The sequence below is a fragment of the Mesorhizobium sp. LMG 17147 genome (assembly GCF_024297145.1).
Lineage (GTDB): Bacteria > Pseudomonadota > Alphaproteobacteria > Rhizobiales > Rhizobiaceae > Mesorhizobium.
In genome coordinates this window covers 89,131-104,254 of the sequence record NZ_JANCTC010000010.1, presented here as the reverse complement: position 1 = coordinate 104,254, position 15,124 = coordinate 89,131, and the positions used below count along the sequence as shown (strand labels likewise).

Annotated in this window: 15 protein-coding genes; 11 read left to right on the top strand and 4 right to left on the bottom strand. The window is 62.6% G+C overall.

What is annotated here, in order from left to right:
- Window position 1: 1 nt before the first annotated feature.
- Together NMG46_RS19335 and NMG46_RS19330 are read right to left on the bottom strand one after the other, a co-directional pair.
- The gene (locus NMG46_RS19335; RefSeq protein WP_254819197.1) at window positions 2-502 is read right to left on the bottom strand and encodes a YbjN domain-containing protein; all 501 of its coding nucleotides are present in this window, start codon (window positions 500-502) and stop codon (window positions 2-4) included.
- 331 nt (window positions 503-833) lie between these two features.
- Entirely contained in the window at window positions 834-1,136 is a 303-nt protein-coding gene (locus NMG46_RS19330; RefSeq protein WP_254819274.1) for an accessory factor UbiK family protein, read from the bottom strand.
- Window positions 1,137-1,266: 130 nt separating this feature from the next.
- Here NMG46_RS19330 and lgt point away from each other — a divergent pair, with 130 nt between their 5' ends.
- From lgt to NMG46_RS19300, 6 genes are all read left to right on the top strand, one after another.
- Window positions 1,267-2,118 carry a prolipoprotein diacylglyceryl transferase gene (gene lgt / locus NMG46_RS19325; RefSeq protein WP_254819196.1) on the top strand — a complete coding sequence of 284 codons (852 nt, stop codon included), beginning with the start codon at window positions 1,267-1,269 and terminating at the stop codon, window positions 2,116-2,118.
- Window positions 2,115-3,203, top strand: a complete 1,089-nt coding sequence (locus NMG46_RS19320) for a class I SAM-dependent methyltransferase (protein ID WP_254819195.1) — start codon at window positions 2,115-2,117, stop codon at window positions 3,201-3,203. The genes lgt and NMG46_RS19320 overlap by 4 nt, the downstream gene beginning before the upstream one ends.
- 139 nt (window positions 3,204-3,342) lie before the next feature.
- Complete coding sequence (gene pgeF / locus NMG46_RS19315; protein WP_254819194.1) at window positions 3,343-4,131, top strand: peptidoglycan editing factor PgeF; 789 nt, start codon at window positions 3,343-3,345, stop codon at window positions 4,129-4,131.
- On the top strand, window positions 4,131-5,282 hold the full coding sequence (locus NMG46_RS19310; RefSeq protein ID WP_254819193.1) for a Xaa-Pro peptidase family protein: 1,152 nt from the start codon (window positions 4,131-4,133) through the stop codon (window positions 5,280-5,282). The genes pgeF and NMG46_RS19310 overlap by 1 nt, the downstream gene beginning before the upstream one ends.
- Window positions 5,283-5,336: 54 nt before the next feature.
- Window positions 5,337-5,957 carry a hypothetical protein gene (locus NMG46_RS19305; protein ID WP_254819192.1) on the top strand — a complete coding sequence of 207 codons (621 nt, stop codon included), beginning with the start codon at window positions 5,337-5,339 and terminating at the stop codon, window positions 5,955-5,957.
- A gap of 253 nt (window positions 5,958-6,210) precedes the next feature.
- Complete coding sequence (locus tag NMG46_RS19300; protein ID WP_254819191.1) at window positions 6,211-7,146, top strand: ribose-phosphate pyrophosphokinase; 936 nt, start codon at window positions 6,211-6,213, stop codon at window positions 7,144-7,146.
- 113 nt (window positions 7,147-7,259) lie between these two features.
- On the opposite strand, the gene NMG46_RS19295 is transcribed toward NMG46_RS19300, so the two are convergent.
- Entirely contained in the window at window positions 7,260-8,126 is an 867-nt protein-coding gene (locus NMG46_RS19295; protein ID WP_254819190.1) for a helix-turn-helix domain-containing protein, read from the bottom strand.
- A 131-nt stretch (window positions 8,127-8,257) separates the two neighbouring features.
- Here NMG46_RS19295 and NMG46_RS19290 point away from each other — a divergent pair, with 131 nt between their 5' ends.
- Window positions 8,258-9,493, top strand: coding sequence for an MFS transporter (locus NMG46_RS19290; protein WP_254819189.1), 1,236 nt, complete (start codon window positions 8,258-8,260; stop codon window positions 9,491-9,493).
- A 126-nt stretch (window positions 9,494-9,619) separates the two neighbouring features.
- On the opposite strand, the gene NMG46_RS19285 is transcribed toward NMG46_RS19290, so the two are convergent.
- On the bottom strand, window positions 9,620-10,882 hold the full coding sequence (locus NMG46_RS19285) for an NAD(P)/FAD-dependent oxidoreductase (RefSeq protein WP_254819188.1): 1,263 nt from the start codon (window positions 10,880-10,882) through the stop codon (window positions 9,620-9,622).
- A gap of 388 nt (window positions 10,883-11,270) precedes the next feature.
- On the opposite strand from NMG46_RS19285, the gene NMG46_RS19280 reads away from it, so the two are divergent.
- The 4 genes from NMG46_RS19280 to corA all read left to right on the top strand — a co-directional run bounded on the left by NMG46_RS19280 (window position 11,271) and on the right by corA (window position 15,070).
- Window positions 11,271-11,915 (top strand): 50S ribosomal protein L25/general stress protein Ctc, encoded by a 645-nt coding sequence (locus NMG46_RS19280; protein WP_254819187.1) that lies wholly within the window; start codon window positions 11,271-11,273, stop codon window positions 11,913-11,915.
- A 23-nt stretch (window positions 11,916-11,938) separates the two neighbouring features.
- Complete coding sequence (gene pth, locus NMG46_RS19275; RefSeq protein ID WP_254819186.1) at window positions 11,939-12,664, top strand: aminoacyl-tRNA hydrolase; 726 nt, start codon at window positions 11,939-11,941, stop codon at window positions 12,662-12,664.
- Between the two features lie 109 nt (window positions 12,665-12,773).
- Window positions 12,774-13,877 carry a redox-regulated ATPase YchF gene (gene ychF, locus NMG46_RS19270; protein WP_254819185.1) on the top strand — a complete coding sequence of 368 codons (1,104 nt, stop codon included), beginning with the start codon at window positions 12,774-12,776 and terminating at the stop codon, window positions 13,875-13,877.
- Between the two features lie 218 nt (window positions 13,878-14,095).
- The gene (corA, locus tag NMG46_RS19265; RefSeq protein ID WP_254819184.1) at window positions 14,096-15,070 is read left to right on the top strand and encodes a magnesium/cobalt transporter CorA; all 975 of its coding nucleotides are present in this window, start codon (window positions 14,096-14,098) and stop codon (window positions 15,068-15,070) included.
- Window positions 15,071-15,124 lie beyond the last annotated feature (54 nt).

Sequence of the window (15,124 nt, the reverse complement as noted above, 5' to 3'; positions counted from 1 at the left end):
GTCAGGCGTTTCCATAGGTTTCGAACAGCACGCCCGCCAACGCATCCTTGGCCGAAGTCCCCGACCAGACGACGAACTGGAACGCCTGGAAATAGCATTCGCAGGCTTCCAGCGCCGACGACAGCAGCACCTCGACCTGCTGGCTCGACGGCTCGACGCCACCGGCCAGCAGCAGCGACTGGCGGAACATGATGGCGCCTTCCTGCTCCCAGAGATCGAAATGGCCAAACAGCATCTGCTCGTTGATCAGCGAAAGCAGCCGCATCACCTCGAGCGCGCGCGCCTCCGGGACTTTGATGTCGAAGGCGCAGGCCAGGTGCAGCGCCTCGTAGTCCTCCATCCAGGAGAATGAAACGTGGTAGTCGGTCCAGCTCCCGGCAACCGAAATCGAGATCTCGTCGTCGCCGGCCCGTTCGAAGGACCAGTCGTTGTTGTGCGCCACCTGCTCGATAACATCCACCGGATGGATTTCGCGGGACAATTCGAGTTCGAGAAGTTCCATCAAATGCTTCCTGTCGTTCTGGGAGCGCCACCACACGCTCCGCGGGAGAGGCACACTCGAACAATTCTGCCTAGAACTCGGACGGCCAGGACTTCGTCAACGCAAAGACCCCGGACCGGACCCCACCGCCCGGCGCACGACCCTGCTCCGAATCATGCAACAAATTCAGTCTATTGATCGGGAGTCGCGTGACCAGCCAAATTTTTCGCACGGCGTCATTCGCATGTGGAAAGGCGCTGTCACAAAGATTCACGCAGTACCGGTAAGCGATTCACGACAAAGCGCTTTTTGCGATCCGGCTTTGTGGAAAAGTTTAACGATTTATTTTTGATTATTTTTTTGCACGCGGCTTTGCCGCAGCCGCAGGCGCTGCTTGACCGGTCAATTCGGCAAGCCTGGCCTCGAGCGCCTCGATGCGAGCGGCGAGGCGGATGTTTTCTTCCCTGGCCTTCGCCGCCATGTCGCGAGCGGCGTCGAATTCCTCGCGCTGCACCACGTCCATGGAGTTGAGTATGCGCTCGGCCTGGCCCCTGAAGGCGGTCTCCACCTCGCGCCGCACGCCTTGCGCGGCACCGGCTGCATCGGTCATCAGCTTGGCGAATTCATCGAGAATGCGGTTCGGTCCGGTCGCCATGGCAAATCCTCGCTTGGTTGAATTGACGTAGTGGCGCACGATTCGGAATGCAAGCATATGCTTGCCTTGACCGCGCCAAAAGCCTGCCGCATGGTCCGCGCCCGAACCTGATTGGAACCCGGAGACCCTGTTGAGCGAATATTTGCTGCCGCTGGCCGCCCTGCCCTTTCCCAACATCGACCCGGTCATCGTCCGGATCGGACCACTGGCGGTGCATTGGTACGGCGTCGGCTATATCGTCGGCATTCTGTTCGCCTGGTGGTATGCCAAACGCCTCGTCACCAACCCAAAACTGTGGCCCGACGGCACCCTGCCGATGAAGCCCGTCGACCTCGACGACTTCATCGTCTGGGCAGCCATCGGTGTGGTGCTCGGCGGACGCACCGGCTACGTGCTGTTCTACGACCTGCCGCGCTACATTGCCAATCCGCTCGATATCGTCGCCGTCTGGCAGGGCGGCATGTCGTTTCATGGCGGCCTGCTCGGCGTCATTCTCGCAATGACGCTGTTTTCCCGGTCTCGCGGCATCCGTACATGGTCGCTGTTCGACGTGGTTGCCGCCGGCGTGCCGGTAGGGCTTGGCCTCGTTCGCCTGGCAAACTTCATCAATTCCGAACTATGGGGCCGGCCGACCGACGTGCCTTGGGCATTCGAATTCCCCAATGGCGGCCCATTTGCACGCCATCCGAGCCAGATCTATGAGGCGCTGCTCGAAGGCTTGGTGCTGTTCCTGGTCCTGCGCTTCCTCACCCATTCCAGGCTCAAGCTGAAGACGCCGCGCTTCGTCGGCGGCGCCTTCATCGCCGGCTATGGCGCCTCGCGCATCTTCGTCGAGTTCTTTCGCGAGCCCGACCAGCAGCTTGGCTACCTCCTTGGCACGAGCTGGCTGACCATGGGAATGGTGCTGTCACTGCCGATGGTGCTGGCCGGCATCTGGGCGATGGCTACAGCCAAGCCGATGACAAAACCGCAGCCGGCATGACGCGGCTGAAGACCCGCATCGCCGAGCTGATCGGTGCGGTGGGACCGATCCCCATCAGCGAATACATGGCGCTCTGCCTGTTCGATCCGAAGGACGGCTATTATACGACACGCGAGCCGTTTGGCGCCGCCGGCGACTTCGTCACTGCGCCGGAGATCAGCCAGATGTTTGGCGAGCTGGTCACTGTCTGGCTCTACCAGGCATGGCTGGCGATCGGCCGGCCGACGCCGGTCGCCATCGCCGAAATCGGCCCCGGCCGCGGCACGCTGATGAGAGATATGCTGCGCACGCTTTCGCGGCTCGATCCGACGCTTACCGCCAGCGCATCGTTCGCCTTGATCGAGACCAGTCCCCGGTTGACCGAGGTCCAGAAACGGACGCTTGCCGGGACGTCGGCCACCATCGCCTGGCATGAGGCCGTCGAGACGCTGCCGCAGGGGCCGCTTCTGATTGTTGGTAACGAGCTGTTTGACGCGGTGCCCATCCGCCAGTTCGTCCGCGCTGGAGCCGGCTGGCGCGAACGGATGATCGGTCTCGACGATGCGAACCGGCTGCGCTTTTTCGTCGGCGCCGGCTCGCTCGACCCGATGCTGCTGCCGGAGGGTGCCGAGAATGCGCCGCAAGGTGCCATCGTCGAGGTGGCGCCAGCCCGCGCTGCCCTTATGGCGGCAATCGCCGGGCGACTTGCCGGATTTGGCGGCGCCGGCCTGTTTCTCGACTACGGTCACCTCCAGCCCGGGATCGGCGACACCTTGCAGGCCTTGCGCAAGCACGGTCATGAGGACGTGCTGGCCAATCCGGGGCAGGCCGATCTCACCGCCCATGTCGATTTCGCCGCCCTCGCGGCCACCGTTCGGGCGCACGGCCTTGATGCCCACCTCTCCACGCAAGGTGAATTCCTACTCAAGATGGGGCTCCTCGAACGGGCTGGCCGGCTCGGCGCCAATGCCGATGAGGCAGCTCGCGAAAAGATCGCGGCCGACGTTGAGCGCCTCGCCGGCCCGCAGGGCATGGGCGAACTCTTCAAGGTGCTTGCCGTCCTCCCCGCAGGCATTGCCGTTCCGCCGTTTCCAAGCACGGATTGACTTTTCGCTGCCGCCTCTCTCACTCTCCCGTCTCCGACTAGCGCCCGACATCAACTTCGCCAGCCTTCAACCGACCAGCCTTCAACTGCGCCCCTTCAACTCGCTTGACGAAATCGCCCATACGGACAACAAAGCCGCCATGCTGAATCAGACCAAACCGGATCCCGTTCGGTCGCCCTTGCTGGAAACGGCGCAAGGCATCCGCCACGGCTACTTCACGCGGGTCGGCGGCATTTCCAGCGGCATTTACCGGGGCCTCAACATCGGGACCGGCTCGAACGACGACCAGACGCTGGTGCGCGAAAATCGCTGCCGGGTCGCCGAATGGATGGGCGTGCCCGCAAACCATCTGCTGACCGCTCACCAGGTTCATTCGCCGGACGTCGTCATTGCCAGGGAGCCTTTTGCCGGCGAGCGGCCCAAGGCCGACGCCATTATCACCGACCGGCCGGGCATTGCCGTCGGTGCCTCGACCGCCGACTGCGGACCGGTCCTCTTCGCCGACGCCGAGGCGCGCATTATCGGCGCCGCCCATGCCGGCTGGAAAGGCGCTTTCACCGGAGTGCTGGAAAACACCATCGCGGCAATGGAAAGCCTCGGCGCCCGGCGCGACTGCATCGTCGCAGTGCTCGGTCCTTCGATCGGCCCACGGAATTACGAAGTCGGACCGGAATTCGTCGCCCGTTTCGTCGACGCCGATACCGGCAATGCTCGCTATTTCGCGCCTTCAGCAAATGCCGGACACGCGATGTTCGATCTCAACCGCTACACGGTCGACCGGCTGACCAAGGCTGGCGTCAACGCCGAAGGACTTGGCCGCTGCACCTATGCCGAGGAAGAGCTTTTCTACTCCTATCGGCGCAGCACGCATCGCAACGAGCCCGACTACGGGCGGCAGGTTTCGGCAATCGTTTTGGAGGCTGACTGATGGCGCTGCATTTCGAACGCTCGGAATTCGACGCGCGGCGCGATCGACTAATGATCGAGATCGCCGAAAAGAAGCTCGACGCCGTCCTGCTGTTTGCCCAGGAAAGCATGTATTGGCTAACCGGCTACGATACCTTCGGCTTCTGCTTTTTCCAGTGCCTGGTGGTCAAGGCCGACGGCTCGATGGTGCTGCTGACGCGTTCGGCCGACTTGCGCCAGGCGCGCCACACCTCGATCATCGACAACATCGTTTTGTGGACGGACCGCAACGGCGCCAATCCGGCGGTAGACCTGCGCAACCTGCTCAACGAACTCGACCTGCTCGGTGCCCGCATCGGCGTCGAATACGACACCCACGGCCTGACCGCCTATAATGGCCGGCGCCTCGACGAGCAGTTGCAGACCTTCGGGCAGATCGCGGATGCCTCCGGCATTGTCAGCCGGCTACGGCTGTTCAAGAGCCCGGCAGAAATCGCCAAGGTGGAAAAAGCCGCAAATCTGGCCGACGACGCGCTGGACGCAGCACTGCCGCTGATCAAGCAGGGCGGCGATGAGGCGCTGATCCTTGCCGCCATGCAAGGTGCCATCTTTGCCGGCGGCGGCGATTATCCGGCCAACGAGTTCATCATCGGCTCCGGCGTCGACGCCCTGCTTTGCCGCTACAAAGCCGGCCGCCGCAAGCTCACCAAGAACGACCAGCTGACGCTCGAATGGGCCGGTGTCTTCCACCACTACCATGCGGCAATGATGCGCACGGTGTTGACCGGCAAGGTATCGAAACGCCACCAGGAATTGTTCGATGCCGCCCGCGCCGCGCTACTTGCGGTCGAGAAGGCGATGACGCCCGGTAATACGTTCGGCGACGTGTTCGACGCCCATGCCCGCACCCTCGAAGCCCACAATTTGACCAAGCACCGGCTCAATGCCTGCGGCTATTCGCTCGGCGCCCGCTTCACCCCGTCCTGGATGGATATGCCGATGTTCTATCAGGGTAATCCCGAACCGATTGCGCCGAACATGACGCTGTTCGCCCATATGATCATCATGGACTCCGAAACCGAAACCGCGATGACGCTTGGCCGCACCTATCTGACGACCGAATCCCAGCCGAAGCCGCTGTCCCGCCATGATCTCGACTTGATCGTGCAGTGAATCCATAATGCAAAGAGTGTGAGGGGCGTTCGTCGCCAAGGAGTTTTCAGGCTAATGAGACGATCGCATGTGACGACCGTGTCATTGCTCGTGGCGCTGGCGCTGGCGGCCTGCACCAATGCGAAGGACGTTCTCGAACCGTCGGCCATTGCCCCGCAATCGACGCAATCGCTCTCCGGAGCCGGAAGCGCCGCGACGCCCCCCGCAACTCCGGCTCAGCCTGCCGGCACCGCGCAAACTGCAGGCACAGCGCAGCCTTCGGCTGCAGCAGCCGTGCCGCCCGCCAAAAGCGCGGCTGCCATTGCGCGGACCCGGCTGCAGGTGGCGCCAATCGTCGGCGCCTCGGTAGAAGCCGCGACACCGCTGACCACCGAGCTTCAGACACGCGCCAGGCAGCGCGGCATCACCTTGGCCGGCAGCACCGACCAGACCCCAACGCATGTGCTCAAGGGCTATTTCTCGACCATGACGGAAGGCAAGGACACCACCGTCATCTACGTCTGGGACATCTATGACCCGGCCGGCAACCGGCTGCATCGCATCAACGGCCAGCAGAAAGCGCCCTCTGTCGGCGGCGGCGAAGGCTGGGCGGCGGTCGCCCCGGCCACCATGCAGGCAATTGCCGACCAGACAATCGACCAGTTCGCCACGTGGCTTGGCGGCGGCGCCGGCTGACCTGGAGCATGATTTCCGAAAAGTGAATCCGGTTTTCGGAAGAGACCATGCTCAGACTGAAAGATAGAGCTATCCCCGATTCCGTCGGCATCGAAGTGGACCTATCGCCGCATCGTCAAGCCGTAAGCGTTTATTGAGATTAGCCGGCGGATTCCCATTCACGACGCTTGCAATACCGGCGCGGGCCGCTAAAAGCCCGACTAAGAGGCTGGAGTGCTATCGGAGTCTCTCAATCCTTCGCCAGGAACGGTGCATGAAGCTCTTCGCGGGCAATTCCAACAGGGTGCTGGCCGAATCAGTCGCCCGCTACCTCAACATTCCGCTGGGCAAGGCCAGCGTCAGGCGCTTCGCCGACCAGGAAATCTTCGTCGAGATCCAGGAGAATGTGCGCGGCGAGGACGTCTTCATCCTGCAGTCCACCTCGTTCCCGACCAACGATCATCTGATGGAACTGCTCATCATGATCGACGCCTTCATGCGCTCTTCGGCCAAGCGCATCACTGCGGTTATTCCTTATTTCGGCTATGCCAGGCAGGATCGCCGTGCCTCGGGGCGCACGCCGATCTCGGCCAAACTGGTCGCCAACATGATCACGAGGGCGGGCGTCGACCGGGTGCTGACCCTGGATCTCCATGCCGGCCAGATTCAAGGCTTCTTCGACATCCCGACCGACAATCTGTTTTCCGTCCCGGTCATGGCCCGCGACGTAAAGGCGAAATACAAGCAGCTTGCCAATGTCATGGTGGTTTCGCCGGATGTCGGCGGCGTGGTCCGCGCCCGCGCGCTCGCCAAGCGCATCGATGCCCAGCTCGCCATCGTCGACAAGCGCCGCGAGCGCCCCGGCGAATCGGAAGTCATGAACGTCATCGGTGACGTGCGCGGCAAGGATTGCCTGTTGATCGACGACATCATCGATTCGGGCGGCACGCTGTGCAATGCGGCCGATGCGCTGCTTGCCGACGGCGCCACCAGTGTCACCGCCTACACTACCCATGGCGTTTTGTCCGGCGGCGCCATCGCCCGCATCGGCGCCTCGAAACTGCAGGAACTGGTCATCACCGATTCCATCCAGCCGACCCAGGCAGTGCTCGACGCCGCCAATATCCGCGTCATCTCCATCGCCGAACTGATGGGCGAGGCGATCTCACGCACGGCGACCGAGGAATCGGTGTCGAGCCTGTTCGATTAATGCATGTCGCGCAAAACTGTGCAGCGGTTTTGCGATAACGACATGCATGAAAACAAGAATCCAAAGCGCGTCGCATGAGGCGGGTCGAACGCGACGCGCTTTAGGGCTGCGACTCAGGCCGAGCCGGACCGCCTATTCGCCGCACCTTCGCCAGCATCACGGGCGCCGCGCATGTAACCGCGTGGCGAGGCTCCCAGCATGCGCTTGAACATGGTGATGAACGCCGGCACGCTGTCATAGCCGAGATCGAGCGCCACCCTTGTGATCGGCTCGCCGTCGGCCAGCCGTGGCAGCGCCGCGAACAGGCAGGCCTGCTGACGCCAGGTCGACAGCGACAATCCCGTCTGGCGGTGGAACGCGCGGGTGAAAGAGCGGCGGCTCATGCCAACGATAGCGGCCCATTGGTCGATCGTCGCATGCGGTGACGGTGCCGAGACGAAGCGCCGGCATAGCGCCGCCAGCCTTGCGTCGGACGGGAACGGCAGTCCGAGCGGCCGTTCCGGCAGGTTCGGGATTTCGTGCAGCAGGAGCTTCATGATCAGCCCGCCCCGCCCCTCCAACTCGGCGCCCTGCGGCAGCTTTTCCGATTCCACGATCAGGCTGTGCATCAGATCGGTGATACCGACGACGCGCAATCCGTCCGGCAGGCCGGGAATGGCCTCCGGCATCACATAGACGGACCGCATGCTGACGTCGCCCAGCATCTCGACGGAATGTTCGGTGCCGGCGGGGATCCACATCGCGTGGTCGGGAGGCACCATCCAGCGCCCATGCCGCGTCGTTACCAGCACGACCCCGACCAGCGCGTGCAGCAACTGACTGCGGCTGTGATGGTGCCGTGGCACATGGTAGCCGTCCGGATATTCGGTCGGCAGCGCCACTGCCGGCCCAACGGCCTGCTCCAGCCATTGCCAGCGACGCTCATGCAACAACCCGAGATCACCGTCGCCCGCTTTGAACATTTCCCTGCCATGCGGCATCAGCTATGGCCCACTTGCGAAACTATTGGACCAAACCACGAAAGAAGTCGCGTGACAAGCAACGTATAAGGCAGCCAGCGCCATAAGACCGCGTGCGGAAGTGCCCGCCAAAAAAGACCACGGAGCATGCCTTGACAGATACCACAGCAACCGCCGAGGGCGAGCCGGCAGCGGCCGGCCACATCTCAGCTCAGGCGACGGCCTTCACCGTCATCCTGGCGGTGAGCTTCTGCCATTGCATCAACGACATCATGCAGTCGCTGCTGTCGGCGATCTACCCGCTGCTGAAGGACAATTACGGTCTCGATTTCTGGCAGATCGGCCTCCTGACTTTCACTTTCCAGGTGACGGCATCCTTGCTGCAGCCGGTGATCGGCATGATCACCGACAAGCGGCCGATGCCTTATTCGCTGCCCTACGGCATGGCCTCCTCGTTGATCGGACTGGTCGTGCTGGCCTACGCCGGACACTATTTCCTGCTCCTCATCGGCGCCTCGCTGATCGGTATCGGCTCGGCGATCTTCCATCCGGAATCCTCGCGCATCGCCCGCTTCGCCTCCGGCGGCCGGTTCGGTCTTGCGCAGTCGCTGTTCCAGGTCGGCGGCAATTTCGGCCAGGCTATGGGGCCGCTGCTGGCAGCCTTCATCGTCGTGCCCTTCGGCCAGACCAGCATCGCCTGGTTCGCCGGCGGCTCGCTGATCGGCATCATCGTGCTGTGGCAGGTCGGCGGCTGGTACAGCCGCCTGCGTGCCGCACAGGGCACCCGCAAGGCGGCAGGTTTCGTCTCGCCCTTCCCGCGCCGCAAGGTGATGGGAGCGCTGCTGGTGCTGACGCTGCTGGTACTGACCAAGAACGCCTATATTTCCAGCCTTGCCAGCTACTACACCTTCTATTCCATTCATAAGTTCGGTGTTTCGGTGCAGATGTCGCAAGTCATGCTGTTCCTGTTCCTCGGCGCCTCTGCGCTGGGCATCCTGCTCGGCGGCCCGTTCGGCGACCGCTACGGGCAGAAGGCGATGATCTGGTTCTCGATCGTCGGCGTGCTGCCCTTCACGCTGGCCCTGCCGTACGCCAATTTCGAGTGGACGATGGTTCTCACCGTGCTGATCGGCCTGATCCTGTCCTCGGCCTTCTCGAACATCGTCGTCTTCGCCCAGGAACTGGTGCCCGGCCGCGTCGGCATGATCGCCGGCATCTTCTTCGGCTTCGCCTTCGGTATGGGCGGCATCGCCGCCGCCGTGCTTGGCGTCGTCGCCGACATGAAGGGCATCGATTTCGTCTTCCAGGTCTGCTCGTATTTGCCGCTGCTCGGCCTACTGACGGTGTTCTTACCGAACATGCGGAAAGCCAGGAAGGTGGAGCATTGACCACGAGCAGGTGACACGTCGGGTTGAACCTCGGCTTTTAACCCTCCGCGGCCATTCATCTTGAATGGCTCAAATCTCGCGAGAGGAGAGAGCCGCCGACCGGATGAGATTCGTCTGCGGTCGGGATCACTGAATCGGGAGGTCGGAGGCGATCCTTACCAAACGACGCTGGATATCGTCGGCCACCAGGGCTGCTTCCTCCGCAATTGCCAATATTGTGCCCGACCGCCGGGTGATTGCAAAAGGCAGGCCGGCAAAATACACACCCGGGACGCTCGCAAACCCGTTCTCGTGCAGTGGTTGGCCGTGTGGATCGAGCACATCGGGAACGCGCACCCATCCGAAATCCCCAGTGAAACCGGTGCACCAGATCACCGTTGTGATCCCCCGCGCCGCGAGATCAATTGATCGGATCGGTGGATTGGGCAGACGCGCTTCAATCGTCTCCGCCGGGTCCGGCTCAGCCTCGGGGGCATCGATTCGGTTGCGCGCGATATAATCGTCGATCTGGCTTCGAACTCTGGCGGAGCCCTCGTCCGCATGGCGAACATGCGCTTCCGCCTCGTCGCTGAACGAGAGGCGGCCGTCGTCGACGCCCGTGAGCCGACCCAGTACGACGACGCCTTGCGCACTGAGGGACTGCAGGCTGATTGTATGGAGCGCTCCTTGCAGCGGCCTTCCTGGGATTGGGCCCTGTTCAAGTATTTCCTTGCGCGTCACGTCTAGCAGTCCGCTAAGAACCAGCCAGACACTGATGTGACGACCTCGATACGTTCGGGGCAGCCGGCCGACTCGGCTCGTTGCGAGAAACACAGTTCGCCCCGCTTGGGCCAAGTCCTCGGCGATTTGGCCTCCCGACTGGGCACTACCGACCACCAACACCGCTCCACTGTCGAGACCGGATGCGTTGCGGTAGGCTGATGCGTCGATCTGCCGGACTTCGGGCGGCAACAAAGCGGAGAAGGACGGGCGCACCGGGCAGTTCTGGTTGCTGCTGGCGATCACCACATTTCTCGCACACAGGGAACCGCGCGGAATGGTAAGCCGGTACAGGCCGTCGCTCGCAACAAGGTCGGTCACCGGCGTACCGGTTTCCACCGGGAGGGCATGACGGCGGGCATAGTCCTCCAACATCGCGACAAACTCGCCGCTTGTCATTGCGCCGTCGGGATCGGAGCCGACATAGCTATCCCCGGGCATGATCGTTTGGATGTTCGCGGTATTTATCCGAAATGAGTCCCAACGCTGGGTCCGCCAGGTCTCACCGATGCGATGTCGCTCCAGCACTCTGTGACGTAAGCCGCGCTGCGTCAGCGCATGACTGACACCTAGCCCCGCCCAGCCGGCACCGATGACGACGGCATCAAGAATGTCCGTCGCGCTCGTCATTGCGTTCCCCTCTGACTGTCACCCATTGTACTTCGTGAAATCAGTAAACGGTTCGCTTTCCAGTACGGCTTGCTCTCAGGCTTGACAAATCGAACATGACAACACTTGGCGTGGCGATGACTAAGATGTCGTGTCTCGTGTAAGTCGCGCCTGTGCGGAAGTTTGTCAACTGAACGTCCGCCAAGGGCGCAAAGCCGAAATTCAGTGAGATGCTGCCCATACCTGCCTTTGGCTTGCACCTCGCGCCGCCTTCCGCTATAGAGCCGCCACCCGCGTAGACACCCTTGGAGGCAACGCGGCGGAAGGCCGCCCCACCCGGCGGCTTTCGACGTTTACGGCCCAGCCACGCTGGCCGCGAACGCTCCAGAACAACGCGAAAGGAAATGCCATGAGCCACGATACTTACGAGCTCAAGGCCGAAGCGCGCGAACAGGTCGGTAAGGGGTCCGCCCGTGCAGTTCGCCGCAACGGTAAAGTGCCTGCAGTGATTTACGGCGACAAGCAGCCTCCCCTGGCGATTGCGCTGACCTACAAGGACATCTACTACAAGATCCATGGCGGCGGGTTTCTGACCACGGTCGCCACGATCGATGTCGACGGCAACAAGATCCAGGTTCTGCCCAAGGATTTTCAGCTCGACCCGGTCAAGGATTTTCCGGTCCACGTCGATTTCCTGCGCATCGGCAAGGATACCGAAGTCAATGTCGACGTGCCCGTGCACTTCATCAATGAAGACAAGTCGCCCGGCATCAAGCGCGGCGGCGTGCTCAACATCGTGCGCCACGAGGTCGAGTTCCACTGCCCTGCCAATGCGATCCCGGATTTCATCACCGTCGATCTCACCGGCACCGATATCGGCGATTCCATCCACATTTCGGCCGTCACCTTGCCGGCCGGCGTCAAGCCGGTGATCTTCGACCGCGACTTCACCATCGCGACCATTGCCGGCTCCTCGGCGATGAAGCCGGAGGCGGTAGAAGAGACGACTGAAGCGGCTGCGCCCGAAGCGGCTCCTGCCGCCGAAGAGAAGTAACTCCTTCCCGCCCGGAGGCGACGATGCTTGTCTTTGCAGGCCTCGGCAATCCGGGCGCGAAATACGCCAGCAACCGGCACAATGTCGGCTTCATGGCGGCGGACGCGATCGCCCGCCGCCATTCCTTTTCGCCCTGGTCAAAGAAATTCCAGGGTCTGATCGCCGAAGGCACGCTTGCCGGCGAAAAGGTGATCCTGATCAAGCCGCAGACCTTCATGAACCTGTCCGGCCAGTCGGTCGGCGAAGCCTTGCGCTTCTATAAGCTCGGCCCTTCGGCGCTGACTGTCTTTTATGACGAGATCGACCTTGCTGCCGGCAAGGTGCGCGTCAAGGTCGGTGGCGGTTCCGGCGGCCACAACGGCATCCGCTCGCTCGACCAGCACGTCGGCAAGGATTTTCGCCGTGTGCGCATCGGCGTCGGCCACCCCGGCGTCAAGGAAATGGTGCATGGCCATGTGCTCGGCGATTTCGCCAAGGCCGACCGCGAATGGCTGGACGTGCTGCTCGACGCAATCGCCGACGGTGCCGGATTGCTTGCCGAGGGCGACGACAATTCCTTCATGAACCGCGTGACGCTGGCCCTGCGCGACAAGCTCACGCCGACGGGCGACGACGACCGCCCGCCGCCCAAGGCGCCAAAGGCACAAAGCCACGTCCGCCAGGCGCGGCCGCAGCAGCCGGCGGCCAAGCTGCCCGAAACCGGCCCGATGGCGGCTATGCTGAAGAAGCTTTTTGGCGGCAAGGACTGAGCCATGGCGCCGTCAGCGCCGCGGGCATGAGTGCTCAGGGCTTGACGATCATCGGCGCTTTCGCCCATAGCCCTGATCAAACTCGATTTCCCGATAGGACCAGACAAAAATGGGTTTCAAATGCGGCATCGTTGGCTTGCCCAATGTCGGCAAGTCGACGCTCTTCAATGCGTTGACCAGAACGGCGGCGGCACAGGCCGCCAATTATCCGTTCTGCACCATCGAACCGAACACCGGCGAGGTGGCGGTGCCCGACCCGCGCCTGCAGAAGATCGCCGCGATCGGCAAGTCGAAGGAGATCATCCCGACCCGCATCTCGTTCGTCGACATTGCCGGCCTGGTGCGTGGCGCCTCGAAAGGCGAAGGGCTCGGCAACCAATTCCTCGCCAACATCCGTGAGGTCGACGCCATCGTCCATGTGCTGCGCTGCTTCGAGGATGACGACATTACCCATGTCGAGGGCCGCATCGATCCTGTCGCCGATGCCGAGACCGTCGAGACCGAATTGATGCTTGCCGACCTCGACAGCCTCGAGCGCCGCATCGTGCAGACCCGCAAGCGTGCCGCCGGCAAGGACAAGGAAGCAGCGACCGTACTTCCGATGATGGAAGCGGCGCTCGAACTGCTGCAGGCCGGCAAGCCCGCCCGCATCCTGCTCAACGGCATCTCGGGTGAGGATCTGCGCATCCTGCAGGGGCTGAATCTCTTGACCTCGCACCCGGTGCTTTACGTCTGCAACGTCGCGGAAGCCGACGCCGCCACCGGCAACGCGCATACCAGGGCGGTCGAGAAGATGGCCGCCGCGCAAGGTGCCCGCACCGTCGTGATTTCAGCGGCGATCGAGGCCGAAGTCGCCCAGCTCTCGGACGAAGAGGAAATGGAATTCCTGGCAACGCTCGGCCTGGACGAACCCGGCCTGAACAAGGTGATCCGCGCCGGCTACGAGCTTTTGCAGCTCATCACCTATTTCACCGTCGGCCCCAAGGAGACGCGCGCCTGGACCGTGCACAAGGGTGCCAAGGCGCCGCAAGCGGCAGGCGTCATCCACACCGATTTCGAGCGCGGCTTCATCCGCGCCCAGACCATCGCCTATGACGACTTCGTCAGGCTGGGCGGCGAAGTGGCGGCCAAGGAGGCCGGCAAGGCGCGCGACGAAGGCAAGGAGTATGTCGTCCAGGACGGCGATATCATGCTGTTCAAGTTCAACACCTGACCCGGCGAGACCCGCCCGGCCTCCCCAATGGCTGTTGCTCGGCCACAACTTCATAACAGGCATCGCGGCGGCGTCTTGCCGCTGCTTGACGGCACGTCACGCCCGGTCTAAGGGGCCTCTGCGCTGGTCTCGAGCCTCACATGGCCATGTCAGTGCGATCTGAGTGACGCGCCCCTTCCGAACGAAACCCTCTTTAGCAACAGCAAGGGAGACCGGCGATGATCAAGGCCTTCGTCGTCGACAATGATCGCCTGCGCCTGGTCGACGATCTCCTGCAAAACAGCGATGCTGTCGTCTGGGTCGACCTTCTCAGCCCGACAAAGGAAGAAGAGACCACGATCGAGACCTGGCTCGGCATTGCCGTTCCGACCCGGGAAGAGATGGAGGAGATCGAGATCTCGAGCCGTCTCTACGTCGAGGACGGCGCCTACTTCATGACCGCCATTCTGCCGGCTCAGACCGAACTGGATGATCCCTTGATGTCGCCGGTCACCTTCGTGCTCGCCGGCAGCAGGCTGATCACCGTGCGTTACCACGAGCCGAAGGCGTTCAAGACCTTTCCGCTGCGCGCCGAGAAGGTGGCGACCGGTTGCACCAGCGGCGACACCATCCTGATTGGCCTGCTGGAGGCGATCGTCGACCGCCTCGCCGATATTCTGGAGCGCGCCGGCCGCGACGTCGAGGCGATCTCGCGCGACATCTTCGAGGCACGCTCGACCAAGGTTTCCAAGCGCAACCGTGACTTCCAGGAACTGTTGAAAGGCATTGGCCGCAAGGAGGACCTCGCCTCCTCGGTCCGCGACAGCCTGATCTCGCTGCAGCGCCTTGCCGGCTTTCTCGCCCATGCCTCCACTCAGACCAAGATGAGCAAGGATACCCGCGCCCGCATCAAGACCTTGTCGCGCGACGTGCTGTCGCTTGCCGACCACGCCACCTTCCTGTCGCAGAAGATCAGCTTCCTGCTCGACGCGACGCTCGACATGATCTCGATCGAGCAGAACGCCATCATCAAGATCTTCTCCGTCGCCGCTGTCATCTTCCTGCCGCCGACGCTTGTCGCTTCAATCTACGGCATGAATTTCGACATCATCCCTGAGCTCAAATGGCACTTTGGCTATCCCTTCGCCATCGGCATGATGGTGCTTTCGGCAATCCTGCCCTTCTGGTATTTCCGCCGTCGCGGCTGGCTATAGGGTCGTCAATGCGCGCTACGGCTTGGGCACAGTAGGCTGGCGCACCAGAAATTG